The 25,017-nt window shown below is 43.8% G+C and carries 27 protein-coding genes; 9 read left to right on the top strand and 18 right to left on the bottom strand.

Translation table 11 applies throughout. The annotated features are described in order from the left end of the window. Positions 1-115: 115 nt before the first annotated feature. A complete protein-coding gene (locus ACYFDN_RS07805) occupies positions 116-3,037 on the bottom strand; it encodes an HD domain-containing phosphohydrolase (RefSeq protein ID WP_483510665.1) in 2,922 nt (973 codons plus the stop codon). A gap of 278 nt (positions 3,038-3,315) precedes the next feature. Between ACYFDN_RS07805 and ACYFDN_RS07800 the strand changes: the two genes are divergently transcribed. Both ACYFDN_RS07800 and ACYFDN_RS07795 read left to right on the top strand, forming a co-directional pair. Continuing rightward, positions 3,316-4,659: a DEAD/DEAH box helicase gene (locus tag ACYFDN_RS07800; RefSeq protein WP_483510664.1), complete on the top strand. Its 1,344-nt coding sequence runs from the start codon at positions 3,316-3,318 to the stop codon at positions 4,657-4,659. 125 nt (positions 4,660-4,784) lie between these two features. After that, on the top strand, positions 4,785-6,578 hold the full coding sequence (locus ACYFDN_RS07795; protein WP_483510663.1) for an ABC transporter ATP-binding protein: 1,794 nt from the start codon (positions 4,785-4,787) through the stop codon (positions 6,576-6,578). A gap of 143 nt (positions 6,579-6,721) precedes the next feature. Here the strand turns inward: ACYFDN_RS07795 and ACYFDN_RS07790 are convergent, their stop codons facing one another. The 3 genes from ACYFDN_RS07790 to ACYFDN_RS07780 all read right to left on the bottom strand — a co-directional run bounded on the left by ACYFDN_RS07790 (position 6,722) and on the right by ACYFDN_RS07780 (position 8,218). Then, entirely contained in the window at positions 6,722-7,204 is a 483-nt protein-coding gene (locus tag ACYFDN_RS07790) for a DUF2390 domain-containing protein (protein ID WP_483510662.1), read from the bottom strand. 268 nt (positions 7,205-7,472) lie between these two features. Then, on the bottom strand, positions 7,473-7,685 hold the full coding sequence (locus ACYFDN_RS07785) for a cold-shock protein (protein WP_016400359.1): 213 nt from the start codon (positions 7,683-7,685) through the stop codon (positions 7,473-7,475). A gap of 275 nt (positions 7,686-7,960) precedes the next feature. Beyond that, a complete protein-coding gene (locus tag ACYFDN_RS07780) occupies positions 7,961-8,218 on the bottom strand; it encodes a DUF3820 family protein (protein WP_016400361.1) in 258 nt (85 codons plus the stop codon). An 87-nt stretch (positions 8,219-8,305) separates the two neighbouring features. Between ACYFDN_RS07780 and ppnP the strand changes: the two genes are divergently transcribed. Continuing rightward, a complete protein-coding gene (ppnP, locus tag ACYFDN_RS07775; RefSeq protein WP_016400362.1) occupies positions 8,306-8,587 on the top strand; it encodes a pyrimidine/purine nucleoside phosphorylase in 282 nt (93 codons plus the stop codon). A gap of 6 nt (positions 8,588-8,593) precedes the next feature. Further along, positions 8,594-8,872, top strand: a complete 279-nt coding sequence (locus ACYFDN_RS07770; protein WP_016400363.1) for a hypothetical protein — start codon at positions 8,594-8,596, stop codon at positions 8,870-8,872. 27 nt (positions 8,873-8,899) lie between these two features. On the opposite strand, the gene ACYFDN_RS07765 is transcribed toward ACYFDN_RS07770, so the two are convergent. Both ACYFDN_RS07765 and ACYFDN_RS07760 read right to left on the bottom strand, forming a co-directional pair. Next, positions 8,900-9,676 carry a hypothetical protein gene (locus ACYFDN_RS07765; protein WP_483510661.1) on the bottom strand — a complete coding sequence of 259 codons (777 nt, stop codon included), beginning with the start codon at positions 9,674-9,676 and terminating at the stop codon, positions 8,900-8,902. A gap of 131 nt (positions 9,677-9,807) precedes the next feature. After that, a complete protein-coding gene (locus ACYFDN_RS07760) occupies positions 9,808-10,869 on the bottom strand; it encodes a linear amide C-N hydrolase (RefSeq protein ID WP_483510660.1) in 1,062 nt (353 codons plus the stop codon). Between the two features lie 118 nt (positions 10,870-10,987). Between ACYFDN_RS07760 and ACYFDN_RS07755 the strand changes: the two genes are divergently transcribed. Beyond that, positions 10,988-11,878 (top strand): LysR family transcriptional regulator, encoded by an 891-nt coding sequence (locus ACYFDN_RS07755; protein WP_483510659.1) that lies wholly within the window; start codon positions 10,988-10,990, stop codon positions 11,876-11,878. 93 nt (positions 11,879-11,971) lie between these two features. Here the strand turns inward: ACYFDN_RS07755 and ACYFDN_RS07750 are convergent, their stop codons facing one another. The 4 genes from ACYFDN_RS07750 to ACYFDN_RS07735 form a co-directional block, all read right to left on the bottom strand. Beyond that, positions 11,972-12,361 carry a MerR family DNA-binding protein gene (locus ACYFDN_RS07750; RefSeq protein WP_152780081.1) on the bottom strand — a complete coding sequence of 130 codons (390 nt, stop codon included), beginning with the start codon at positions 12,359-12,361 and terminating at the stop codon, positions 11,972-11,974. Beyond that, positions 12,361-14,754 (bottom strand): heavy metal translocating P-type ATPase, encoded by a 2,394-nt coding sequence (locus tag ACYFDN_RS07745; RefSeq protein WP_483510658.1) that lies wholly within the window; start codon positions 14,752-14,754, stop codon positions 12,361-12,363. Before ACYFDN_RS07745 ends, ACYFDN_RS07750 begins: the two co-directional genes overlap by 1 nt. A 60-nt stretch (positions 14,755-14,814) precedes the next feature. Beyond that, positions 14,815-16,260, bottom strand: coding sequence for a deoxyribodipyrimidine photo-lyase (phrB, locus tag ACYFDN_RS07740; RefSeq protein WP_483510657.1), 1,446 nt, complete (start codon positions 16,258-16,260; stop codon positions 14,815-14,817). A 70-nt stretch (positions 16,261-16,330) separates the two neighbouring features. Next, positions 16,331-16,666, bottom strand: a complete 336-nt coding sequence (locus tag ACYFDN_RS07735) for a winged helix-turn-helix transcriptional regulator (RefSeq protein ID WP_152780087.1) — start codon at positions 16,664-16,666, stop codon at positions 16,331-16,333. 107 nt (positions 16,667-16,773) lie between these two features. Here ACYFDN_RS07735 and ACYFDN_RS07730 point away from each other — a divergent pair, with 107 nt between their 5' ends. After that, entirely contained in the window at positions 16,774-17,538 is a 765-nt protein-coding gene (locus tag ACYFDN_RS07730; RefSeq protein ID WP_483510656.1) for an SDR family NAD(P)-dependent oxidoreductase, read from the top strand. 54 nt (positions 17,539-17,592) lie between these two features. On the opposite strand, the gene gloA2 is transcribed toward ACYFDN_RS07730, so the two are convergent. The 5 genes from gloA2 to ACYFDN_RS07705 form a co-directional block, all read right to left on the bottom strand. After that, a complete protein-coding gene (gloA2, locus tag ACYFDN_RS07725; RefSeq protein WP_483510655.1) occupies positions 17,593-17,976 on the bottom strand; it encodes an SMU1112c/YaeR family gloxylase I-like metalloprotein in 384 nt (127 codons plus the stop codon). Between the two features lie 2 nt (positions 17,977-17,978). Then, positions 17,979-18,326 (bottom strand): hypothetical protein, encoded by a 348-nt coding sequence (locus ACYFDN_RS07720; RefSeq protein WP_483510654.1) that lies wholly within the window; start codon positions 18,324-18,326, stop codon positions 17,979-17,981. Positions 18,327-18,341: 15 nt separating this feature from the next. Beyond that, positions 18,342-18,704 (bottom strand): hypothetical protein, encoded by a 363-nt coding sequence (locus tag ACYFDN_RS07715; RefSeq protein WP_338622077.1) that lies wholly within the window; start codon positions 18,702-18,704, stop codon positions 18,342-18,344. Positions 18,705-18,836: 132 nt separating this feature from the next. Continuing rightward, positions 18,837-19,064, bottom strand: a complete 228-nt coding sequence (locus tag ACYFDN_RS07710; protein ID WP_016400375.1) for a putative hemolysin — start codon at positions 19,062-19,064, stop codon at positions 18,837-18,839. Positions 19,065-19,259: 195 nt separating this feature from the next. After that, positions 19,260-19,556 carry a Dabb family protein gene (locus tag ACYFDN_RS07705; protein ID WP_483510653.1) on the bottom strand — a complete coding sequence of 99 codons (297 nt, stop codon included), beginning with the start codon at positions 19,554-19,556 and terminating at the stop codon, positions 19,260-19,262. Between the two features lie 303 nt (positions 19,557-19,859). On the opposite strand from ACYFDN_RS07705, the gene ACYFDN_RS07700 reads away from it, so the two are divergent. Next, positions 19,860-21,113: an OmpP1/FadL family transporter gene (locus ACYFDN_RS07700; protein WP_483510652.1), complete on the top strand. Its 1,254-nt coding sequence runs from the start codon at positions 19,860-19,862 to the stop codon at positions 21,111-21,113. 143 nt (positions 21,114-21,256) lie between these two features. Then, the gene (locus ACYFDN_RS07695) at positions 21,257-21,964 is read left to right on the top strand and encodes an SDR family NAD(P)-dependent oxidoreductase (RefSeq protein WP_483510651.1); all 708 of its coding nucleotides are present in this window, start codon (positions 21,257-21,259) and stop codon (positions 21,962-21,964) included. A gap of 24 nt (positions 21,965-21,988) precedes the next feature. Here the strand turns inward: ACYFDN_RS07695 and ACYFDN_RS07690 are convergent, their stop codons facing one another. Next, entirely contained in the window at positions 21,989-22,561 is a 573-nt protein-coding gene (locus tag ACYFDN_RS07690) for a TetR/AcrR family transcriptional regulator (protein ID WP_472590242.1), read from the bottom strand. A 158-nt stretch (positions 22,562-22,719) separates the two neighbouring features. Here ACYFDN_RS07690 and ACYFDN_RS07685 point away from each other — a divergent pair, with 158 nt between their 5' ends. Next, complete coding sequence (locus tag ACYFDN_RS07685) at positions 22,720-23,370, top strand: peroxiredoxin-like family protein (RefSeq protein ID WP_483510650.1); 651 nt, start codon at positions 22,720-22,722, stop codon at positions 23,368-23,370. A 30-nt stretch (positions 23,371-23,400) separates the two neighbouring features. Here ACYFDN_RS07685 and ACYFDN_RS07680 read toward each other — a convergent pair whose 3' ends face one another. Both ACYFDN_RS07680 and ACYFDN_RS07675 read right to left on the bottom strand, forming a co-directional pair. Next, positions 23,401-24,219 (bottom strand): helix-turn-helix domain-containing protein, encoded by an 819-nt coding sequence (locus tag ACYFDN_RS07680; protein WP_472590241.1) that lies wholly within the window; start codon positions 24,217-24,219, stop codon positions 23,401-23,403. An 18-nt stretch (positions 24,220-24,237) separates the two neighbouring features. Further along, positions 24,238-24,834 carry a LysE family translocator gene (locus tag ACYFDN_RS07675; protein ID WP_483510649.1) on the bottom strand — a complete coding sequence of 199 codons (597 nt, stop codon included), beginning with the start codon at positions 24,832-24,834 and terminating at the stop codon, positions 24,238-24,240. Between the last annotated feature and the right edge of the window lie 183 nt (positions 24,835-25,017).

The raw sequence follows: 25,017 nt of genomic DNA, 5'->3' as shown, positions 1-25,017 counted from the left end.
GTATTAACTAGCTGCTAAATGTTGTAACTGTTAGTGCATATGAAGAACAAAAAAGGGTGCAGGCTAAATAAGCTAAACACCCTTTTTACTAACTCACCTCAGATGGTGGGTAAACCTAAGCTTGGTCTGGCAAATAGTCGTTTATGTCTATCTCGTCTATCTGTTCCGGTTTTAGGAACGCTTTAGCGTACTCTAAGTAAATCCCCGAGTGTAAAAATAGCCTGAATATGTCGGCATCAATATGTTTGTCATCACACATAAAGCGCATAATTTTCAGCGACTGGCTCAAGCTCTTACCTTTTTTATAAGGCCTATCCACTGCCGTTAAGGCTTCAAAAATATCTGCCACGGCCATCATTCGAGCAGTGGTAGGCATTTGCTCTTTGGTAAGCTGTTTCGGGTAGCCAGTACCATCCATTTTCTCATGATGTCCTCCGGCAATTTCCGGCACTCTTCTTAAGTGATGAGGGAACGGCAGTTTATCCAACATAATAATGGTTTGTACAATATGGTCGTTAATTTTGTAGCGTTCTTCTTCGCTAAGCGTGCCACGCGCAATACTTAAATTGTATAACTCTCCGCGGTTATACTTATGCTCGGGTACCTTAAGTTTGAAGCCCCAAGGGTTGTCGGCATCAATCTTCTCATCTTCGCGACGATAAATAATATGCTCTGGTTTATCATCCAATAGTTTTTCAGTAGCCGGTAAATGAGTACTTTGCGAAGCGCGACGATCGAGCTCCATATGGGATAAACCAAGGCTATCATCGATAGTGCGTTGCCAAGTTCGTAGGCCAATTTGATGCAAACGCTCAATATCTTCAGCGCCCATAAATTCACCACCAATATTAGATTTTGCCACAAAGGCAAACTCTTCATCCAAGGTGGCTAACTGCTGTTCTAATTGGGCTTGCAAAGATTCTTGCTCTTGCTCCGGCAGCCCACCCGCTACCTGCTGCCAGTAGCTTAGCTGAGCATCTCGCTTAAGCACTTCAAAGCGCATACGAACTTCATGAATTCGATCGTAAATGGTTTCTAACTTGGTGGCTTTATCCACTACGTATTCAGGGGTGGTGACTTTACCGCAGTCATGTAACCAACTGGCGATGTACAGTTCTTCCCATTGCGCTTCATTCATCGAGAAGTCGGCAAATACACCGTGCTGCTGCTCTACCGCTGCATTGGCTAGCATTTTGGTGAGCTCTGGAACGCGTTGACAATGGCCACCAGTATAGGGCGATTTGGCATCAATCGCTCCAGCGGTAAGCTTGATGAAGGATTCCAATAAGTTCTTTTGTGATTCGATTAAGTGACGATTTTCAATGGCAATAGTCACCACGCTACTTAAGGCATCAATGAACGACAGCACTCGTGGCGAGACATTAGCTTGATGATGGCTAAATGTTGCAATCATGCCCACTAGTTTGTTTTCTCGATTGATCAACGGAGATACCACTAAATTGAGCGGCTTACCTTGGTAATCTAGGCTGGTAAACTTGGTGGTTGAACTGGTGGTGGTGTCGAGTAAATACTTAACCAAAGGCTGAGTTAAAGTATCGGCATAAGTAAAGGTTTGTGGCAGCTGCATGCCCTCAAGAGCTTTGGTTTGCAGTTCGAACAATTGATCGTTCTTCAGCCAAATAGCGCCTTGCTCCATATCTAATATGGTTTGCATTTCTTGCACACTTTTATCTAGCAAGCGACCAAAGTTATCTTCTTCACCGAGCATGGTGGATACATCTGAAAACTGTTTAATGGTTTTCTTCAGCTGTTCAGTAATTCGGCTTAGTTGATGAACCTCTAAAACCACCGAGTTAACTTGCTTAGTGGCATCAAAATCAAAGGCCATAATGGCTTCATTCTGATTCATTAACTCACGTAAAGGTTTGGCCACTAAGCGCGACACATACCAAGCAATAGGTATTGAAACCAGCACAATGAATATACTAAAAACAACCGATTGATCGCGGGCCGCTCGAGCATCCATCAATATTTCGTCTTCAGGTGAAGCCAGCCCTAAAAACAGCTTATCTATTTTTACGTTTTCACGGTCTGCATTAACCTCTAAGGTAAGCTCAATAATTTGACCAATCCAATCTTCATGCTCACCGTTAATAATAAAACTGCCGCCATCAACAGCACCAGAATGATCAGAGAACTGAGAAAGAACCCCTAAATTTTGTTTATCTAAACGCGGTAAAATAACTTCTTCTTCGGTGACTTGTAGGTTATCTGCTATCCACGAGGCTTGTTGGTGTGCCAGTACTGAATAGTCACTGTTAAACATCACCAGTAACGAGGATTCGCTAAGCTTATTCTTACCTAAGCTTTTAGAAACACTGGCTAAGGTAAGATCTGCACCCACTACCATGTTGCGTTGCTTATTGGCATGAGCAAAGGTCACCCCCACTTCTTTGGTGGTGTAAAAAACATAGGGATCGGTGGCAACAATTGAGGGGCTATTAATGGCCAACTTGTACCAAGGGCGCTCACGTGGATCTAACTGATAATTGCGATCTATTTGGTCACGAAGCGGCCTCAATTCATTATCGTAAAATACGTTACTAGAATATCCGTTAACGATTTTTGTAACTAATACAACCGAGCCGATTGGAGCACTAACTTGCTGACGTTTTTCTAAGGTATCTAAGGGGCGAACTAGGTAGAAATCGCCGTTGGCATAACCCATATAAACAGCTGATAATCCGCGCTGTTGGCTTAAACTTGAATACAGCATTGGTAACCAGCTACGTTGGCTGTTGTTAAGCTGAGTCATTGTAAGATTCATAGCAGCCAAGCTATGTACAAAATTTTGTGCTGGAAACATTACGCCTTCGAGCTCAGAGACAGTGGCGCGACCTACTTGCTCTAAGGCCCTAGCCTGATTCTCGGCAACAATATCACTGGTATGAAAATAGTTAAGAGTGCCAATCACCAAGCCACTGGTAATCAGCATTAAAATCATCACACTGACGAGATGAATATGAAACGAAAATCGCCGCTTCGTACTTGCCGCTTTTTCGGAAATACCAGCCATTATCAATCCTTTGCTAAAGCTAATCCTTGCAGCTTTCAACTATGGCAAGGCAACCCCGCTTAAGCAAGTAAAAGTGCCTGTTTTTTAAACTGTTATGCTACAAATCAATAACTAAGGATAAAATAGTTAATGAAGTAAACATTTTCATCACTGCTTATATTTTTTTACAAAAAACCTGAATTGTTGGTTAAGTAATTCAATAAAGGTCGAATCCTTAATGTGAGCCAGAGCATTTACGGTTATAATCTCAATCACATACATTTGAAGAGAGTTACAACTTGCAGTTTACTGAACTGGGCTTAGATCCCCGCCTAAATAAAACCATTGAGCACCTTGGCTTTAGTGAAACCACCGAGATCCAAGCTCGGGCAATTCCCGCGGCAATGGTAGGCAAAGATCTACTAGCATCATCTAAAACAGGTTCAGGTAAAACCCTAGCGTACTTGCTGCCAGCCATGCAGCGTATGCTAAAAACGCGAGCTCTCTCTAAGCGCGATGCACGCACGCTAATTTTAACCCCCACACGTGAACTGGCTAAGCAAGTATTTGCTCAGCTGCGCTTGCTTATTGCCAATACGCAAACACGTGCCTGCCTTATCACCGGCGGAGAAAACTTTAACGATCAAAGTAAGTTGCTACGTAAAGATCCACAGGTTGTAGTAGCAACGCCAGGTCGCTTAGCCGACCACCTTAGTAAGCGCCATTTATTTTTAGAGGGGCTAGAGTTACTAATCCTCGACGAAGCCGACCGAATGTTAGATTTGGGTTTTGCCGAGCAACTTAACTATGTGAACAAAGCAGCGAACCACCGTAAGCGTCAAACCTTAATGTTTTCGGCCACGTTAGATGATGCAGCCATTAACTCGTTCGCCCTTGAGTTGCTCAATGAGCCAGAGCGCATAGCGGTGGGTTTCAGCTTTACCCAGCATCAAGACATTAATCAGCAGTTTTTGTTAAGTGATCACCTCGACCATAAACAAGCACAACTGGCCGAGATACTTAAACAAGACACTGTAAATCAAGCCATTGTGTTTACTGCGACACGAGCCGACACTCAGCGCCTCGCCGACGCTTTCACCGAGCAAGGTATCAGCTGTTCAGCCTTAAATGCCGATTTAAGCCAAGGCGCACGCAACAAGATCATGGATGAGTTTAGCCGCGGTCACCAAAAGGTATTGTTTACTACCGACCTTGCTTCACGCGGCCTTGATATTGTGCAAGTCTCTCATGTGATTAACTTCGATATGCCTAAACATGTAGAAGAATATGTGCACCGCATTGGCCGAACTGGCCGAGCAGGCAATCTTGGACAAGCCTATTCCTTGGTTGGACCAAAAGACTGGTATAGCTTCAAAACCCTAGAGGCACTATTGGAGCAAAAAGTTGAGTTTATAAGCCTAGAGGGGCTAGCCGCTAAATTTAAAGGTTTACGCCCTAAATATGCCAAACCTAGCTTTAGTAAAAATACCCAAAAAGCGAAGACCCAGAAAAAAGCGAAGACCAGCAAACCTAAGGTGAAAACCAACAAAACCTTTGCTGCCGGCACCGAAATGGGCGACGCACCTATTATTCGCCAGAAAAAGGCGCAAAAAGCCAGCGATATTGATACTAGCGAAGAATAAGGCTTAGCGTCTTACTGCAACTCGCCAAATTAGCTGCAAGCCAGAATGCTTGCAGCCTCTAGCTTTTTTATCTCAGTCTCCGTAGACTTGCCAAATTACAGATGAAAAAGATTCTTATTTAGATTATGCATTCAAACGTCTCCTCGGCTGCCTTTACTTGGGCAACCATTCGCCAACAAATTTTCCACTATAAAAAGCCCTTGGTTTACGCTCACCTTATTGCCATTTTGGCTACCTTAGTGAGTGTACCCATCCCACTTATGATGCCTTTGTTGGTTGACGAGGTATTGTTAGAAAAACCAGGCAAAGCCATATCTGTACTTCAACAAGTACTTCCCGAAGGCTGGCATACCGCCACTGGTTATATTCTTACTATTTTATTGGTGGTGGTTTGTTTACGTTTATCATCTCTAGTGATTGGTGTTTTGCAGGCTAGGCAATTCACCTTTATTGGTAAGCAAATTAGCTTTTTGATCCGTCAGCGCCTAGTCGAACACTTGCCCAAGGTTGAACTACGTGAATATGAAACTCAAGGCTCAGGCGGCATAAGCGCCCGTTGCATTACCGATGTAGAAACCCTAGATAAATTTATTAGCGAAAGCCTATCCAAGTTTTTAGTAGCCTTGCTCACCATTGTTGGTACGGCAGTTATTTTGCTGTGGATTGACTGGCAGCTAGGCTTAATTATTTTGCTGCTCAACCCTGCTGTTATCTATTTCTCGCGCTCTTTCGGCAGCCATGTAAAAGAGCTAAAGAAAAAAGAGAATGCCGCCTTTGAAGCCTTTCAACTTGCCTTAATTGAAACCTTAGACAGCATTCAACAGCTGCGAGCAACTCAGCGAGAAGGCCATTACTTTTCGCGAGTAATTAGCGCCGCTGGCGAGCTAAAAGATCACGCCATTGCCTCGCATTGGAAGACCGATGCAGTAAACCGCCTTAGCTTCACTATCTTCCTTGTTGGCTTTGAGGTGTTTCGCGCAATAGCCATGTTAATGGTGGTTTTTTCTGATTTGACTGTAGGGCAAATCTTCGCAGTATTTGGCTACTTGTGGTTTATGATGGGGCCGGTGCAAGAAATATTAAGCATTCAATACAGCTACTTTAGCGCTAACGCAGCATTAGCGCGCTTGAATCAACTATTTGAGCTAAAACAAGAGCCTCACTACCCTTGCGAAGTTGACCCCTTTGCTAAACAACAGAACTTTGATATCGAGTTCAAGAACGTCAACTTTAGTTACTCAGCAGAATCCCCAGTACTAAAAGACATTAGCCTAACCTTGCCAGCAGGTAAAAAAGTCGCTGTGGTGTCGGTAAGTGGCGGCGGTAAATCTACCTTGGTGAACCTGCTGCTAGGGCTTTACCAAAAAGACAGTGGCCAAATCTTGTTAGATAAAGCCCCGATTGAAAAAGTCGGTTATTCCACCATCCGTAGTAATATCTCCACAGTATTACAACAGCCGATACTGTTTAATACTACGGTTAGAGAAAACCTCAACATGGGTCGCCAACACAGTGATGATGAGCTGTGGCAAGCCTTGGCTATTGCCGAGCTACAAACAACTGTTGAAAAGCTGCCCGACACCCTAGACACAATAGTGGGCAGAAGTGGCGTAAGACTTTCGGGAGGGCAAAAACAGCGTCTAGCGATAGCCCGAATGATCTTGGCTAAACCGCAGGTAGTGGTATTAGATGAAGCCACCTCGGCCTTAGATACAGATACCGAAGCCAAACTGCATCGTAACCTGCAAGGCTTTTTAGACCAGCGAACCACCCTAATTATTGCTCACCGTTTAAGTGCAATTAAACAAGCCGATCTGATTTATGTATTAGATGATGGCGCCATTAGCCAAGTAGGTGAACATGAGCAGCTAATTGAACAAACTGGCTTATACAAAACCTTGTACCAACATCAGAGCTAAGTACTGGGCTGAAGCCTAAATCTATGTCCACTAGTGAATATTAGCTATGCAGCTTGCCATCCAGAATGGCTAAGTTCGTTTGCGACTAAATATATAGCAGCTAAGTACTGGGCTGAAGCTTCAATCTAGTTACGCTAGTTAGTTTAACTATGCAGCTTGCCGTCCAGTATGGCTAAGTTCATCGTTGCTAAGTACTGGGCGGAAGCCTCAGCCTGATTAAGATAGTTAGTCAGGGCTACGTCAGCAGTTTGTCGCCCGGGGTGGCGCTGCTGGCTGAGTACTAATAATTGCTGCTGGCGACGTTCAAGCTTTAGTTCATGTTTGAGTAATAGATGGTATTGAGTTTCACTAAGGTAGGGCTTCATTCTTTTCCGGTAACGGCGGAACTCAGTAATTTTCTGTTCGCTATTATTAATTTGGCTGAGCAATAGCTCTAAATTAACTGTCCAGCGTTGCTGTTGGCAAAAGCTCAACCAAAGCAGCAGGTTTACATTACGGGTGTGTTGCTCTTGTAACCATAAACACAGTTTCTTCACTTCAGGTCTTGAATAAACCTGCTCCGAATAATGCCAAAAACTATCGGCAATAGTTTGCATCTCTGGCACCAAACAAGATTTTGAAATCACGGTCTAACCTATCCTTTTAAAATGAATAAGGTCGAAATTGATCGCCCTACACAGACCTGAACAGCTATAAAATCTTTCAATTTGTTACGAGGGTCTGTTGATCTTTCGCGATTAACTTTGTTCGAAAGGTCAACAGACCCTGGATCAGATTAACAAAGCAGCTAACTAGCTGACAATACAATAAGTATTCAACCTTAGTCGTATCTGTAAACAAAAAAAAACGCTATCTAAGTGATAGCGTTTTAACTGAAACAGACAACTGCGTTGTTTATAGGGCAGTTACGTTTTCAGCTTGCGGGCCTTTTTGGCCTTGAACAACATCAAACGTTACCGCTTGACCTTCAGTTAAGGTACGGCGACCGTTACCGTTGATAGCGCGAAAGTGAACAAAAACGTCCGGACCTTTCTCTTGTGCAATAAAACCAAAACCTTTTTCATCGTTGAACCATTTAACGGTTCCTGATAATCCCTGACCTGACATTATCGTCCTCTCATATTCCAAGTGCAATTTAACGTATTTGCTAGGCAAGCCAGCGACAAAAATTTAACCACACCTAAAAAATTTAGAACCAGGAAAAACTTTGGACTATCAACAAGCATTGCTAAAGCGTTTTACATTCTCTACTAAATACTCAATAAGATCAGCCCTAAACCGTCAATAAACTGTTAAATTTTGATTAAAGTTCTGAACAAAAGCATTTAGAAATAACACGCTAGCAAAGAGATGAACGAAAAACAACCAGTTAACAAGGAAAGTTATTGATGTTTTGTATCGATAAGTGGCCAGATGATCTTTTCTAAGCCAGCTATTTGAATTTCAAGGGCTAATGCCATTAATTGACCTAATTCTCCATTAGGAAAACCATCGTTGTTGGCAAACCAAAGTAGGTACTCTTCGGGAAGGCGAATAATTTCTCGACCAGCGTATTTTCCAAAGGGCATTTTGTGGCGGGCAACCTTCAGCAATAAGGTTTTATCAAAGGGCTCATTTGCCGATAGAAACTGTTCATTCATTATGCAAATAACTCATTAGTCGATCCAAATAGCCTAACATTATGCTAGCCTGCGTTTTTGCACAATCGATTCAAACAAGGAAATGTGATGTTAAAGAGCAACGAGTACTTTGACGGCCAAGTAAAATCAATCGGGTTTTCAGGCAAGGATAAGCCATCATCGGTAGGTGTTATGGCTGTAGGTGAATACGAATTTGGTACAGCTGAGCCTGAGTTAATGGTTGTTGTTGCTGGCGAATTGATTGTTAAACTTCCTGGTGAAACTGAATGGGTAAGCTTTAAAGACGGCCAACAATTCAACGTACCCGGCAATGCTAAGTTTCAGCTAAAAGTACCAACCGAAACAGCTTACCTTTGTGTTTACGGCTAGTTAACAATGCTTAAAAAAGATCCAGAAACCTTACTCAAAAAGCGCCCAGCGCTAATCCATTCTGAAGATGTGAAAGTTGCCTCCCACGTGCAACGCGAAGAAGGCGACTGGATCTTACATACATTAATGATTGCAGGTTACGACGTACCCTTTGTTTACAAACGTAAGCAACGCTACCAAGACTTAAAAGGTGCACGGGTTAATCTTAGCTACTACCCCAGCCACCAACTGCGCGCCGGCTTTGAGTTTGAGATAATGAAGGTGGTTAGACTGCGACGCAGTTAAACCTTTAGCCTGTATCATTTGGCTAAACTAGAAAAAATATCTAATCCCCATATATACATCAGAATTGCGCTGCTTTACTAAGCTATCTTCGCCAAGTTTCAACTGTGAATTGTCTAATTCAATACGGGTATTTATCCACCATTTCCGATCATCGGTTAAAGGTGAGTTAAGGATCAGTTTTGTTGATACATTCTCAGTTTTAATGCTATTCCCGCTCATCTTTCTGTATTCAGGCCAAATCATCATAAATGCTCCATTACCACCAATTGGAATCGATGCCGCGATAGATAAGTTAACGCCATCCACATCTTCTTTAATGCCGTTAATTTCCATGTTCCCAAACACATAACCTGCCATCGGGAATAACATAAACCCAGGTGTGAACTGCTGATTTATTGCTGCAACCCCACCCAATGCGAGTAAATCAGACTTGATACTGGAAGAGCGCACATTGATATAGTCTGCAGAGAGACCTGCTCTTGGCATAAAGCTTGAGCCGGTATCAGCAACCTGAAAATACTGAAAACGAGAAGATCCGTACTCTAAGCCAAACTCATTGTCAGCATTCTCTCCGCTCTTGCCAAACTTTGCTTCGGCAAGCAGGGCGAATTGATGACCATTATTGTATCCACCGGAAATCATGCCGACAGGCATAACATTACTATTACCACTCACCATGAGTGCGGCTTGAGTGTAAACCCTTGTGAGGTCTGAAGGATCAATCTCTTTATCGATGGTTTCAGAGAAAGAATTTAAAGAAAAAAGTGAGAGTGATACAAACAGTACCAAGTATTTTGACGTCATTTTACTATCCAAGGAAGGAGGCGAAAACGCCTCCTGTATAGGTTTGCGAACTTCTAGAGAATTGCTGTCATAGAAACCCCGAAACAAGTCGTTAAACTTTTTCGCAGTATCTAATCAAATAGAGGACTGGATTAGTGAGTAGCGTAGTGCGCCATAACACCGTTACTTTGGGTAAACTGTCCCGTCACATCGCCAAATAAATCTGGGCTATCTGCGGCAAGGTGGTAATTTTTACCGTCATTCAGTTTGTCAAAATCAACAAAGAAATGGGTGTAAGCGTCACCAAATTGATAGCGAATTTGCATCACTTTTTGATCAAGGTTGTAGCCCACAGAGTAAATAGTTGCATACCCACGCATTACACCTGCAGCATCTGGGCGATTAGCGGCATCTAATGGGATTTTATAAGTAACGCTATCTAGCTTAGCCAAGCCGTTTGTGTAACTCGTAGGCTCTTTTAGCTGAGATTTCATATACTTGTTCCAAACAAAGCGCTGCGCAGAGTTAATATTGCCCGGTATTGGGTATTCGCCATTTACCACATCTTCAGAGGCTGGTTGTGCTTCACTCCAGTTGGTAAGATGCTGCTGGAATGTAGGGCTATTAGTCATTACGTCATACTGCTTGCCGTGATAAATTTTCCAGCCCTCATCAACAAATTCAAGAATTGCAGAATCGCCATTTTTGTCCTGAATAGAATAATGACCACGCATCGAATGACCATTGTGCGAAAACTGTTGAATCTCAATCTCATTGATGTTTTCTAATGCTTCTTCAACAGTCGCAAAGTTATCCAGTAAATAAGCCACAAACACCGCATTTGAAACCTGCGCTAATTCGCCCTCTAAGTCACCTGCCGATTCTTCGTCTAAGAACAAGCCATTAGCAGAGAAGCCTACTTCATTAAACCCATCAACAATTCCGATACCATATAGTGTCATGCCAATTGAAGCGTACTTAGACGTCCAAGTTTTACCTAGCTCACTGCTATGCCCCTTGTAAGTCTGCCCTGAATGACGAACTTCTATGGTCGGTTGATTCTCTTCCATCCAATCCATCGTACGGCTAACAAATACCCCGTGGTTTTCGGTCTCCCAAATAATTCGAGAACAAGCCTCGGCCGTAGTTGCTATTGCAGTAACTGCCGACGCAGCCAACAGGGCTACCATTAATTTTCTTTTGCTACTTATCATTTTGTCGCCTTTTAATCATTCCGATATTGAAAAGACTTTAACCACTCACCCACAACAAATAAAATCACCTACGTTGTATAATATGCAACATAAGTAAGATATCGATGAGGAACAAAGTGTGCCGAGAGCATCATTTGATCAACTAAGTGCATTTGTTGCGGTTGCTGAAGAAGGGTCATTTAGTAAAGCAGCAAGAAAACTAAATAAGGACCGCTCTACCTTGCATCGACAAGTAGCAGATCTTGAAATAGATTGGGGAATAGCTCTCTTTGAGAGAGAAGGAAAAGCCCCCAAGTTAACAGAACAAGGGGAAAGCTTAGTGCGCGCCTCAAGGCTAATCATTTATCAAATGAATGCCCTCGAATCTGCCACCGATAGCCTACATTTAGGCGATAAAACACAAATATCCATTTGTCATGACTCTTCCATTTCGAGCACGGCAATACAGCAAATGGACCTTGCAATTCGCTCTCAACACCCGATGACGGTAATCAATTGGCTGTCACGATCCCGAAAAATGGCATTAGCGCTATTGCTAGAAGGACAAGCTGATTTTTGCATCACGCTAAACCAAGGGGCTCTGCACCCAGATACAGGAGTAAGCTTCATCAACCTGGGTTATCCAGAGTTTAACTATTACGCTCATAAACGCTCTCCGCTTGCTAACAAGCAGCAGGTATCGTTACCAGAGCTACAGCTTCATCGACAATTTGTGTTAGAAGATCTTGAACAAAGCATGTTTGGCCAACAAACCCTAATTTCATCACAAACAAGTTCGGTGAGTGAAGCTATGACCCTAGTTAAACTTCTTGAGTTGGAGGGATTTGCCCTACTCCCTACCAATATGGTTGAAAAACATCACAGCGAACTAGTTCCGTTAGATCTTGATTTTGCATTGCAATCTGGAAGGCTTGGTTACGTTTTACTCTACCCCTCAAGTGCCCTCAAAAAACCGTGGCAACAAGACATTATCGACGTGGTTGGCAATTGGTTTAAAAACACATGTTAGATTAAACGCTAACAGCGGACTCAATAAAGCTACTAGCATTCCTCCCACTTAGCCTCAGCGAGTAGATTAAACAGCGCTATTGGAGCTAATTGCTTAGCTAGCCGCTAAACCATCGATTATCGGACAATCTGGACGAGCATCACCGCGACAGCAATTCACCATGCTGGTTAAGCTTTGTTGTAGTTGCTGCAGCTGCTCGATGCGTTGCTCAATCTCGGTGAGGTGTTCGGTAGCTATAGCCTTTACTTCGCTGGCGCAGCGCTGTTTATCGACATACAAAGACAACAGCTGCTGGCTTTGTAATAAGCTAAAACCGAGCTCTCGGCAATTACCTAAAAAGCGTAAATGAGTGACTTGCTCTTGGCGATAATAACGGTAACCATTGTCGGCTTTTATGGCTTTAACCAAACCAACATCGTGGTAGTAGCGAACCGTTTTTACCGACAGACCGCTTAGCTTGGCCACTTCTCCAATTTTAAACATTACTGCTGCTCCTGCTTAAGTGCTTTAATTGGGCTCTGCCAATAATTAAGTCGCACTGCATTACTTACCACACACACCGAACTTAAGGCCATGGCCGCCCCAGCAAAAGCTGGGTTAAGCAAGCCCATCGCTGCGATAGGAATACCAATTACGTTGTATATAAAAGCCCAAAACAAATTTTGCTGAAGGGTTCGCCAAGTTTGTTTGGCAAGCGCAACCGCTTGCGCAATCAATAAAGGATCATCCCGCATCAACACAACATCGGCGCTATTAAGGGCAATATCACTGCCTCCGCCCATGGCAATGCCTACCTCAGCTTGCGCTAAGGCCGGCGCGTCGTTAACCCCATCCCCCACCATCATAACGGTGGAATGTTGCGCCTGCAGTTTGCCTATCTGTTCTAGCTTTTGCGCTGGCAGTAACTCAGCTTGCCAGTGTTTAATGTTGACTTGTTTTGCAAAGGTTTTAGTAACCGGCTTAGCGTCACCACTTAGTAAATGCGTCCTTAGATTTAGTTTTTGCAGCGCACTCACCGCTTGTTTTGCGTTAGGGCGAATTACATCTTTAAACGCCAATAGACCAAGCAACTCGTTAGGAGTTGCGACATATACTACGGTAAACCCCTGTTGCAGCCATTGTTCAGCTTGCGTTTGTAGTTCTGCAGAGAACGGCTCTGTGAGCTTGTCGGCTAGCTGCTGAGTCACAAAGCGCTGATTTCCTAAAAATACTCGCTGCTCAGAGCTGCTATCGTCGCTTAACTGAGCTTCTATGCCTAACCCTGGGTAACTATTAAAATAGTGTAAAGGCTGTAAAGGCGTGCCTTCGACTGCTTTAAGCAAGGCACTCGCTAACGGGTGTTGGCTGCCTTGCTGAGCGCTCGCGGCTAGGGTTACCAGCTCTTGCTGGTTTAGTTTGCTGCTGCTAAAGCTTTTTACCAAGCTCGGTTGACCCTGAGTTAAAGTACCAGTTTTATCAAATACTACATCGCTTACTTTATGACTAAGCTCTAAGGCTTGAATATTACGATACAAAATCCCAAGCTTGGCACCTCTGCCAGTGCCAGCAACCAAAGCCGTTGGCGTAGCCAAACCCAAGGCACAAGGGCAGGCAATTACCAACACCGACACAGCAGCAATAAGACCCTGATTAACATCGCCATAGATTGTCCAAACTAGCAGACTCGCCAAAGCAACTAGCAGCACCACTGGCACAAAATAGTGGCTAATTTTATCGACTAAACCTTGAATTGGCGCTTTACCCGATTGCGCTTCGCTTACCAGTTGGATGATTTTGCTTAGTGTGCTGTTACGATTCTCGGCGCTTACAGTAACTTGCAGCAAACCCGAACCGTTTAAGCTGCCCGCAAGCACCGAGTCCCCCACTTCCTTTTGTAAGGGCAGGCTTTCTCCGGTAATCACTGCTTCCGATACTTCACTGCTACCCCAGCTTACTTGACCGTCGGCTGCTAATTGCTCGCCCGGTTTAACCAAAATAACATCGCCTACCAACAGCTCGCTTACATCAACTTCTTCACCAATGCCTTTAGCATCCAGCTTTAAAGCACGTTGCGGGCTTAGTTTCACTAAATCGGCAATGCTTTTAGCCGCTTGTTGTTTGGCGCGTGTTTCTAAATATTTGCCCAGCAAAATCAAACTGATAATGACCGCTGCTGCCTCAAAATATAAATGCCCGGTTTGGCCATTCATCCACAGGTAAATACTGTAGAAGTACGCGGTACTGGTGCCCATAACCACCAAGGTATCCATAGTACTAGAGCCTTGCTTTAAGGCCAGCCAAGCGCCCTTATAAAAGGCCAAACCTGCATAAAATTGCACTGGCGTGGCCAGCAGAAACTGCCACAATGCGGGAAGCGATAAACTGCTAAATATCATTGGCATGACTAATGGAATAGACAAGGCTATGCTGAATAACAAACGCCAAGGTATGACGTGTTTGGCACTAGGCTGGGAGCTTGCGGTGCTTTGTTTAATGCTAAAGCCATTGCTAGCCAGCGTTTTTTTAACTTGAGCTAAAGTTTGTGTATCTGGCAAGAGCTCAAAGCTGAGCTGATTTAAAGCTAAGTTAACACTTACTTTATCGATGCCTTGTTGCTTGGCTAAAGCGGATTCTAACTTACTCACACAGCTTGCACAGTTTAGCCCTTCTATTTGCCAACAGTGACGAACAAAAGGAATATCAAAACCTTGCTCACTTAGCCGTTTACGTAGTTGCGGCAATGCATCAGGGCTGGAGGTATCAAGTCGAACTTGATTTAAGGCCAAGTTAACCGATGCGTCGCTTACATCGGGATGTTCCGAAATGATTTTTTCAACCTTTCGAACACAGCCAGCACAACGTAAACCTTGTAAGGGAAAGACTAGCGAGTTAGTCATTTTCTACTCCAACAGCATTAGCACTTGGAGTATAGTGTCAACCCTCCCGTAAGTGGAAGGTCAAGCCTTGTTTTTAGCTTGTTCGAATAAATGCAAAGCTTGCTTGCGCTGCACCGCATGATCTACCACTGGTAAGGGATAGTTTAAAGACACCCCATGTTTATTGGCCCAAGTATGCGGTGTATGCACATGTTTGCCTGGAATATTAGCCAGTTCTGGCAACCAAGCACGAACGAACTCTCCATCCGGGTCAAATCGCTGAGCCTGGGTTGTCGGATTAAAGATACGGAAATAAGGCTGAGCATCAGTGCCAGTAGACGCTGCCCATTGCCAGCCACCATTGTTAGAAGCAAAATCACCATCGATTAAATGCTGCATAAACCAACGCTCACCGTCACGCCAGTTAAGCAATAAATCTTTCGTTAAAAAGCTGGCAACCACCATGCGCAGGCGATTGTGCATCCAGCCTGTTTGTTTAAGTTGCAACATGGCGGCATCAACAATTGGATACCCGGTTTTGCCTTGCTGCCAAGCCTTAAGTAAGTGCTCATCATCTTGCCAAGCGACCGATTCGGTCCATGTTAAGTAAGCGCTGCCTTTGCACAACTGAGGATTAACCGCCATTAAATGGCGATAAAACTCCCGCCAAATAATCTCACTTAACCAAGTAAACGCTCCGCCCTGCTGGCTGGCAATTGCCTCGGCATGGTCGAGATGGATTCTGGCTAAACATTGCCGTGCAGACAGCATGCCCAAGGCTAAATAAGCCGATAGTTTACTGGTTGCATTTAGCGCTGGCATGTCACGCAAATCGTGATAATCAATGGCTTTGCTGGCGCTAAAATCGCGCAGCTGCTGAATGATTTGTTGGTCTTGGCAACTCCACGCGCTGCTATCTACCCGTGGGTAATTACAGTTAATCGTTTGCGGATGATTAAGTAAGCTCAACAACTGCTCATCAAGTAAGGATTTGTCTATCGCTTTAGGGCTGCCTAAGGGGCTATAAGATTGCTCACTTAAACTTGCTAACCAGGCCTTACGGAAAGGAGTAAATACTTTAAAGTTCTCGCCGCTTTTTGTAAGCACCTGCCCAGGCCGAACTATGCATTCTCCGTGGTAACGATGAAAGCCAATAGCTTGCTGGCTTAAGGCCTGTTCAACAGCTTGATCACGACGCTGCTCGTTTAGCTCGTATTGATAGTGGCAATAAACCTCTGAGATTTGGTATTGCTGACATAGCGATAACAAGCATTCTGGCACCTGCTGGTAGCCCTCTAACTCAAGCACCAACAAAGGGATATTAAGTGCGGCTAAGTCTTCGCGTAATTGAGTTAAACGACGCAAAATGAGATCGGCTTGAATCGGTGCTAAATCATGCTGCTGCCATTGTTTACTGCATAATGTATACACCGCTAACACCGCTTTTCCGCTAGCCACAGCAGCGCTTAGTGCTTGGTTATCTTTGCTGCGTAAATCGTTTCTAAACCACAGTAATTGCGTGCTCATTGGCTACCTATAGTAATCTCGTCAACTTGCTTATAACGTAGCTAAAAGCTAAAGGGATCAATTAATTAAGCTACTGAGCCAATTCTTGCTGCAGCTCTTCAAGTTGCTCTAGTATGCGTAAGAACTTATCGCCAAATGCCGTCACTTGATACTCTACGCGCGGTGGCACTTCTGCATATTCAATTCGCTGTAAGATGCCAAACTCGAGATTCTTTCGCAGGCATTCATTAAGTACTTTTGTTGATAACCCCTCCACATTGCGCACCATTTCTCCGGGACGATTAATTCCGTTTGCCAATAATTGATACACCGTTAGCGACCATTTACAGCCATAAATCGTTTCAACCATACGAGCACTGCGTTCAGGTGCCGATTTTCGGGAAAATAATAATTCTTTATTTTTCATTAAGATGTACTCAAAAGTACCTAGGGTACTGGTTTGTGCCTACTTTTCTTGATAACTCAATGTTCCATAAGATGAGCCTGAACTCAAACACTTGTAAAGGATTTATCATGACACAACCTACTCAGTCTTATAGCTTAATTATTGGTGGTTCTAGTGGAATTGGGTACGCCACAGCCAAGCAGCTTTTAGCACAAGAAAAAGCAGTTATTCTTGTTGGGCGTTCGCTCCAAAAGCTGGCTAAAGCAAAGCAAGAGCTCTCATCATTAGGTGAGGTTATCACTTGGCAGTTTGATTTATACCAGCCAGAACAAGTCGCCGAGCTACAACAAAAAATTAGTAATTTTGGTACCATCAAGCAACTAGTGAATGCTGCTGGCTACTTTAAGCCCACTGCCTTTTTGCAACACAGCGAAAGCGACTACCAACAATACATGCAACTTAACCAAGCCTTGTTTTTCATCACTCAAGCCGTAGCGAAAAACATGATAAAGCATCAAGGCGGTAGTATTATAAACATCGGCTCTATGTGGGCCCAGCAAGCGATTAAAGCTACCCCATCTTCGGCTTATTCAATGGCCAAAGCAGGATTACATGCATTTACTCAACACCTAGCTATGGAACTAGCCGAACACAAGATTCGAGTTAACGCTGTTGCGCCAGCCGTAGTTAGAACCCCCATTTACCACGCTTTTATTGAGCCGGAAGCCTTAGATGAGAGCCTAGCCTCTTTTGATGGCTTTCATCCAATTGGTCGGATTGGCCAAGTAGACGATGTAGCTAACACCGTAAGCTTTTTACTCAGTGATAAAGCAGATTGGGTAACAGGAGCAATTTGGGATGTAGACGGCGGAGTAATGGCCGGGAGAAACTAAGCTGCTGCTGAGCATTCAACAATAGCTGTGGCTGAGGCTGTGACTAAGTTACAGCTATTGCTGATACAGCTCTAAAGGCAGGCCGTCTGGGTCACTAAAGAAGGTGAATTTTTTGCCGGTATAAGGGTCAATTCTTACCGGCTCCAGCTCTATCCCTTTTGCTATTAACAAAGCAGCCGTTTGCTCTACATCTTCCACAGCAAATGCTAAGTGGCGCAAACCTTGCGCCTCTGGGTAACTTGGCCTTGCAGGTGCATTAGCAAAAGAAAACAACTCTATTTGTTCGCCACTGGGCAAGGCTAAATCCAACTTATAAGAATCTCGCTGTTCTCGGTAGTGTTCGGCAATTACTTCAAGGCCCAATAACTCACAGTAAAAGTGTTTTGAACGGGTATAGTTGGAGCAGATTATCGCCACATGATGAAAAGCCTTAAACATGATTATTCCTCGGTAATAGGTGGCTCAGACTGTTGCCAAAAGAACGCACTAAGGCCCGAAAGACTCATCGTAAGCATTAAGCCCGCCATTAACCAATTACTAGGCGATAAATGAAAACTGCCGCCTACGGTAGCCGCTAACATTAACAAGGCTAAACCTAACAGCGCTAATGCGCCGCAAATTCTTGCTAATAATATCGCTATATAATCTAAGCCTTTAAAATACAAAGATAAGATGACAAAAGAAGCTAGCGCCAAAAACAACAACGGCCACCAGCTCAAACCAAAAATAACCAAACTGCTTAAACTGGTTACCGCAGTACAAATAGAAAAAATTAAACGCGCAAGCAAAACGACGATCCTTTATTACGAAGAGGGAGCATTACAACTGTCGGGCACAGCCTGTTGCCAATCAAGTATCTTATCCAAACGTAACACTGCGGGGTACTCTTGAGCATATCCATCGGTCGCGGCTGGAAGCAGCTTAGCTTCCGCTTGAACGTAAATGGCTTGGTAAGGTTCAGTGGTATTGAGTTGGTAGAATTCGATGAGATCGGCGACTAGGTCTTGATCGGCTTGCCACCATAATGCCGAGCGACCGCAAGGTATAAACTCCCTCACCTCATGACCAAAAATAAAACGCCCGCTATATACCTTGGGCTTTTCTCCGCAAGCAGTAAGGCTTAACACACTGCCAATAAGCATTGCCGTTGCACTTAGCTTTATCATTTCCAACCTACATAAAACAGGCTTGTTCAGCCACGCATCGATTGCTGTAAGATATCTGGTAACTGAGAAAAAATCGAAGTAAAAAACCTAAATTAACTGGTTAAACATCTAAAGTGCTAGACCAAGCTATTGTCATTCTAAACTGGCGCGATAAAAGTCCCATTGCTCAACAACCCGCCCGTCAGTAAAGTGGCAATAGCCCACCTCCCCTTCAGCAGTTTTCTTAATCTGTGGGTCTCCACCTTGTTCTACACAATATACTGATGCGGGATTAGCCATACTTACAGAGGCAGAATCTTCCTGCTCTGAACCGCAGGCTACCAACCAAGTGACTAGCAGACCAACAACTACAACTTTCATTTGCAAACTAAGCCTCATACAACAACGCATTTACTCGCATAAATTAGCAACACCAAAGGTGTTGATTAATAAACCAAGCATAATTGATTAAAAACACAGCAACAAGTTAATCTAAGCTGGTTTGACCTAAAACAATGGTTATTACACATTAGTCGCCAAGGTTTGCTCACAAATAACTACAGCCCTTAAAATGCTTTATAGAGTGAAATCAAAAACAATGATGTCTTCGAGCAAAGCTACAAAATGGTGTTTTAGACGCTCATGTTCTGGGTGGGGTAAATAGTGTTGCCGCGCCGTTTCATCAGCAAAGGTCATTATTACACTGTATTGATAGTTTTTGTTTAAGGCTTCAGGGCTATCGTTTCGCCCCCATTCAACCTCTAGTACTCCCTCAATTTTATTTGGAATATCTAAAAAATTTTGCCGAGCTTGCTGAATGTTTGCGTCACTCACTTCAGCCTTAAACTTAATCAAAAGAATATGTCTTATCATGGCTTGCTCCCGCGAATAAAGCTCTCATTTTTAAACATTAGTTTTACTCCTTCCCACCTCAAATAATCTAACAGTAATTTAAGTCTCACCATCAATTAACAAAATTATGCACTATAAACCAGGCGCTTAGCTTGCAACATTCAGGTCAGACCACCACTTTTAACAATTTCAACATTAGAATATTCGCTCTGGTCGGAGTTGTAGAGGACCGATCACTTGCCTAAGATGCGGAAAATATTACAAAAATAAAACAATTCAGTTACGCCATGCGAACTGAGACACTTATTCGAGAGATTAGAAGTTATGGATAAACGTAAATTAAGTCTAGTTGCAATTAGCGCCTCATTACTTACTGGCCAAAGTTTAGCGGCAGGTTTTCAATTAAATAGCCAATCGGCCACCGGTATTGGTCGTGCGTTTTCTGGTGACGCAGTTATTGCTGATAATGCATCGGTATTATCACGTAACCCAGCAGCCATGGCGATGTTCGACCGCAAAGCGCTGTCATTAGGTTTAACCTACGCAGACGTTGATGTAACTATTAAGGACGTAAGTGCTGTAGGTGGCACCATTCAATACGGTAGCGAACCAGACGCAGCGGACAACAAAATTATTCCTAACATCTACTATATCCACCCAATTAACGACTCCTTTGCCGTTGGTGTAGGTGCCTTTTCTAACTTTGGTACGGGCACTGATATTAGCTCGTTAAACAAAGGGGAAGCCCCTGTCACTCCTGTGGACTTATTTGGCGAAACAGAGATTATTACTTCCAACTTCAATGCCAGCGTGTCCTACCGCATTAACCAACAGTTTAGCATTGGTGCCGGTGTAGATTTGATTTACGGAGAAGGTAAACTGAAACGCAGCGGTCAAATCACTCCAGACCCATTAAGCCAAGCTACTTTGGTGGATGTCGAAGCCGCCGGCTGGGCCTTGGGTGGTATAGTGGGTGCTACCTACGAGATCAACGATAAAAACCGCTTAGGCATGAGCTACCGTATTAGCCCAACCTTTAAGGCTGATGGCAAAGTAGAGTACCAAACACAAAATTATGATGAAATTCATATTCCTCTACCCAACATTTTCCAATTTGCTGGTTATCACGAGTTAAGCCCAAGTTGGGCGGTGCACTACACGGCGCAACATACTAGCTGGGGTGATTTTGAACATATTACGGTTACCGGTTCAAACCCAGACGCGATTGTTAAAAGCTACCAATGGAAAAACTCTTGGTTGTTTAGTGTAGGTGGTACTTACACTATCAATCAGAACTGGACCGCCCGTGCCGGTTACATGCATGACAAAGGTGTAGTGGATGAGATTAGCTCACTGTCTATCCCAGACTCAGATCGTAACTGGTATACCGCTGGTGCCAGTTATCACATAAATAAAAACTCAAGCATCGACTTTGGCCTAGCCTTTGTTCGCGGTAAAGATGTTGAAGTATTAGAAGATAGTGCAGTAATAGGTCAAACCCCTTTCCCTAACACAGTGGTAGGCCATACCCGCTCAGACGCCATCTACTACTCTATGCAATACAGCCACCTTTTCTAAGCATGGCTAACAGTGGCAAGCGCCTGCTTGCCACTAAAATTCTCACCGTTTTTGCTCCGCTAGCCCTCTGTTAATACTCGCATTTGTAAACTAATTTACGCTTCGCCACGTAACCAACTAAAACCAACCACAAAGTTCTACCCATGAAAGTATTGGTAACTGGCGGCAGCGGCGGCATAGGCCTCGCTTTAGTAAAACAACTGCTCGAACAAGCAACGATTACAAGTGTCACTGCCACTTGGCATTCGAATAAACCTGCCTTGCAGCATCCTAAGCTTAATTGGCAGCAACTAGACCTTAGTGATGAAACAGAGATAGCGGCGCTAATGGCCAATATTTACCAACTGGATTGGCTAATAAATTGCGCCGGAGTATTACACTCGCCTCAGTTAAAGCCTGAAAAAAGCTTAAGCCAATGCCAAGCGGCTAGCTTTATGCTGAGCATGCAGCTAAATGCCTTGCCCAGTTTGCTACTGGCAAAACATGCCGCTAAGGCGCTAAAACATAGCCAATCCGGCGTATTTTTAAGTATCTCGGCCAAGCTGGCATCAATTAGCGACAATCGCATTGGTGGTTGGCATAGTTATCGCTGTGCTAAAGCCGCGCTCAATATGGCCTTAAAAAACATCGCCATAGAATGGCAACGCACTCACCCTAAAGTATGTGTAGCGGCTTGGCATCCCGGTACTACCGACACAGCCTTATCGAAACCATTTCAAGCCAATGTAGCTAAACACAAACTGTTAACCAGCGAACGCAGTGCAACATTGCTACTGAAGAGAATAAATCAACTAAGTCCAGAGCAAAGCGGCAGGTTTTGGTCTTGGGATGACCAAGAGCTAAGTTGGTAATAACTAACTGGCTAACAGCTAAGTTTAGTGGCTCAAGCCATGCCACGGCAACCAAGCAAGCCCGGTACGCAAGGCTTGGCGCATTGCTAACTCACTACCTTGGTGGTAGCTATAAACTCGAATGCCAAAGATGTGAAGCATAATACAACACGCTTTGGCTTTAGCGTCTTGTTCACCATACTTTGCTTGTAAATAGCCAGCATAAAGCTGCTCTATTTGCTGTAGCTGCTCACTCACAAAACTTTGTAAGTTTGGCTCATCACTAAGCTCAAGCTGACTTTTCACTAAAAAGCAGCTGCAGTAGTCCGTCGCAGCAGATTGGGACACCATGCCATCAAGTATTTCACAGATGCCCAATTCAACCGACTCTGCTGCGTCTAAACTTTTGGTAATTCCCGCTTTAGAGACTTCTGCGTAATGGCTTAAAGACTCTTTAAATAGTGCCTCTTTGTTACCAAAGGCTAAGTAAACACTACCCGGCTTTAAACCAGTATGTTTGAACACCTGTTGCATAGAAGTGGCGTTATAACCCACTCGCCAAAACAAGTTAGCCGACTGCTCCAATACCTGGTCACGCTGAAACTGCATCTTAGCCATTTATCTATCCACTCTACTTTGGTAACTCGGTGTAAGTATACCTTGAGGTAAACAATTAAACATCTTTTTGAACGTTTATTCAAAATTAACTTGAATGTTCATTCAAACACTGCTTGAATGAACATTCAAAAACAAGCTAACACTTCTAAGGATTGACCATGAGTTTACAAACAGAGATCGCCGATTACATTGCTTCTTTTGTAGCGAAAGCACCACTAGAGGTGCAGCAACTAATGAAACAAGCCACCAAAAACTTAGCCGAGAGTGGTATTGCAGCCAAGGCACCTCAACAAGGGCAACAACTACCAGCGTTTTCCTTACCTAATCAAAATGGTGACTCGGTTAGTTTGGCTGAATTACTTAAGCAAGGACCAGCCATTGTGACTTTTTACCGTGGCGGCTGGTGCCCCTACTGCAACCTAGAGCTACGCGCCTACCAGCAAATTTTGCCGCAAATTAAAGCCTTAGGAGCAAACCTAGTAGCGATCACCCCTGAGCTACCAGATGCATCGTTAAGCACCGCCGAGAAAAATGAGTTGGAGTTTCAGGTGTTAAGTGATGAAAATGCAGAATACGCCAAAAGCTTAGGTATCGTTTTTGCCCTACCCGAAGAGCTACGCCCTATTTACTCATCATTTGGTATTGAAGTAGAACAACATAACGGCGCAGAACAATTTAACTTACCGCTAGCGGTAACCTATGTCATTGCCCAAGATGGTTCTATCGCGAGTGCCTTTGTCGACCCAGACTACACCAAGCGCCAAGAGCCGAGTGATTTATTACCAGTGTTAGAATTATTAAAGAACTAACTCTGCAGTGCTCCCACAAGGGTAAGCATGCTACACAAAAAAGCCTTGGTACTGCTTAGGTGTAAGTGCCAAGCGCTTTTTAAAATTTCGTTGAAAGTGACTTTGATCAGCAAAGCCTAAATCTAAGGCAGTGTCGGCAATACTGCTTCCTTCGCGCAACAACGCTTTGGCGCGATTAATTCGCTGATTAAGTTGAAAGGCATGCGGAGACAATCCGTAAACCTGCTTGAAACTGCGCACTAAATGAAAACGACTAAGCTCGGCCACTTCCGCAAGTTCACCCAAGCTTAACTGACTATCTAGCTGGTCAGAAATACACTCTTTCACCCTTTTCAATTGCGGTTTAGCTAAACAACGTAAGTCTGCTCGCAATGGGTGTTTTGCCGCAAACTGTTGCTCAAAAAAAGCAATCAACAAGCTTTCTTGCTCTAGTGAATTTCGCTCTAATTTAATGCTATTAAATAAGTTTTCTAATAAGCGGTAATCTTGTTTATGACTTAAGCAATGCTTCTCGAATGCAAAATAGTCACTGGCAGAACGCGCAAACATCTCTTGTTGCAGTTGCGCTACCCAAGCCGTTTCCACAAACAGCATTCTATATGACCAAGCACCTTGTTTTGGATTACAAGAATGCACATCTCCGGGGTTAATGGTTACGCTATGTCCTTGGCTAATATGATGCTGGCGTTGCATGTTTTTATAAATGGCTTCGCCAGTATCAATAATGCCAAAGGAAAACTCATCGTGAGAATGGCTATGGTAACAAGCCTCAGAATGCTCAGCTTGGCGCAGCTCAACAAACGGCAGCTGGGCACTTCGCTTTAATAAATGCTTTGCAATAGTTGTCATAAAGCCTCACTCATAGAGCTACACAAAAAGCGACAATACCGAAACAGCCAATAGCAGCGCCATTAGCACATTAAATACTCGCATTCGCATTGGAGATTGCAAATAACGGGCAATAAGCGAACCTATCGCGGCCCATGTTCCCACTCCCACCAAACAAACAATAAGAGAGATGCTGCAAAAAACCAACAAATATAACCATGCTGGCTGCTGTGCCGATACAAATAAACTTACTCCAGACATTGCAACCAACCAAGCCTTTGGGTTTAAACCTTGTGCCAGCGCACCTTGTAATAAACTAGGAGGTTTAACCAGAGCCTGCTCCGCCTGAGTAGCAACTGGTGAACAAGCAATTTTCACCGCGATATACAATAAAAATGCGCCCCCTAAGTATTTTAAAGCTTCCGTTAAACTGGGAAGCCAATACAACAGCGCATTTAGCGCTAAGCCCGTTGTAAGCACCACCAAGCTATAACTAACACTTGCCCCAACTACATGTGGCAAGGCTTGCCGAAAACCAAAATTAGCGCCAGCACCTGTAGCAATAATATTAACTGGCCCCGGAGATACAGCACCAATAAATGCAAACACCAACATCGATAAAAATATACTCACCATGATCTCCGTATTTCTAACAAAACCAAACTATATGCATTCACCGATAAACTTTATTGAACAAAATTGCGCTAGGTCATTGAGAGATTTTTGCGGCATCACGTAAGCAAACAAAACAGTGCGTAAGGTATCAGTTCTTATCCTGACCGCTTGCGCAATAAGAGTGGGCTTTCTAATGTGGAGATA

Source organism: Agarivorans sp. D1326, assembly GCF_056958115.1.
Note: the sequence above shows the minus strand (reverse complement) of the source record. Positions and strands in the feature narration are given on the sequence as shown.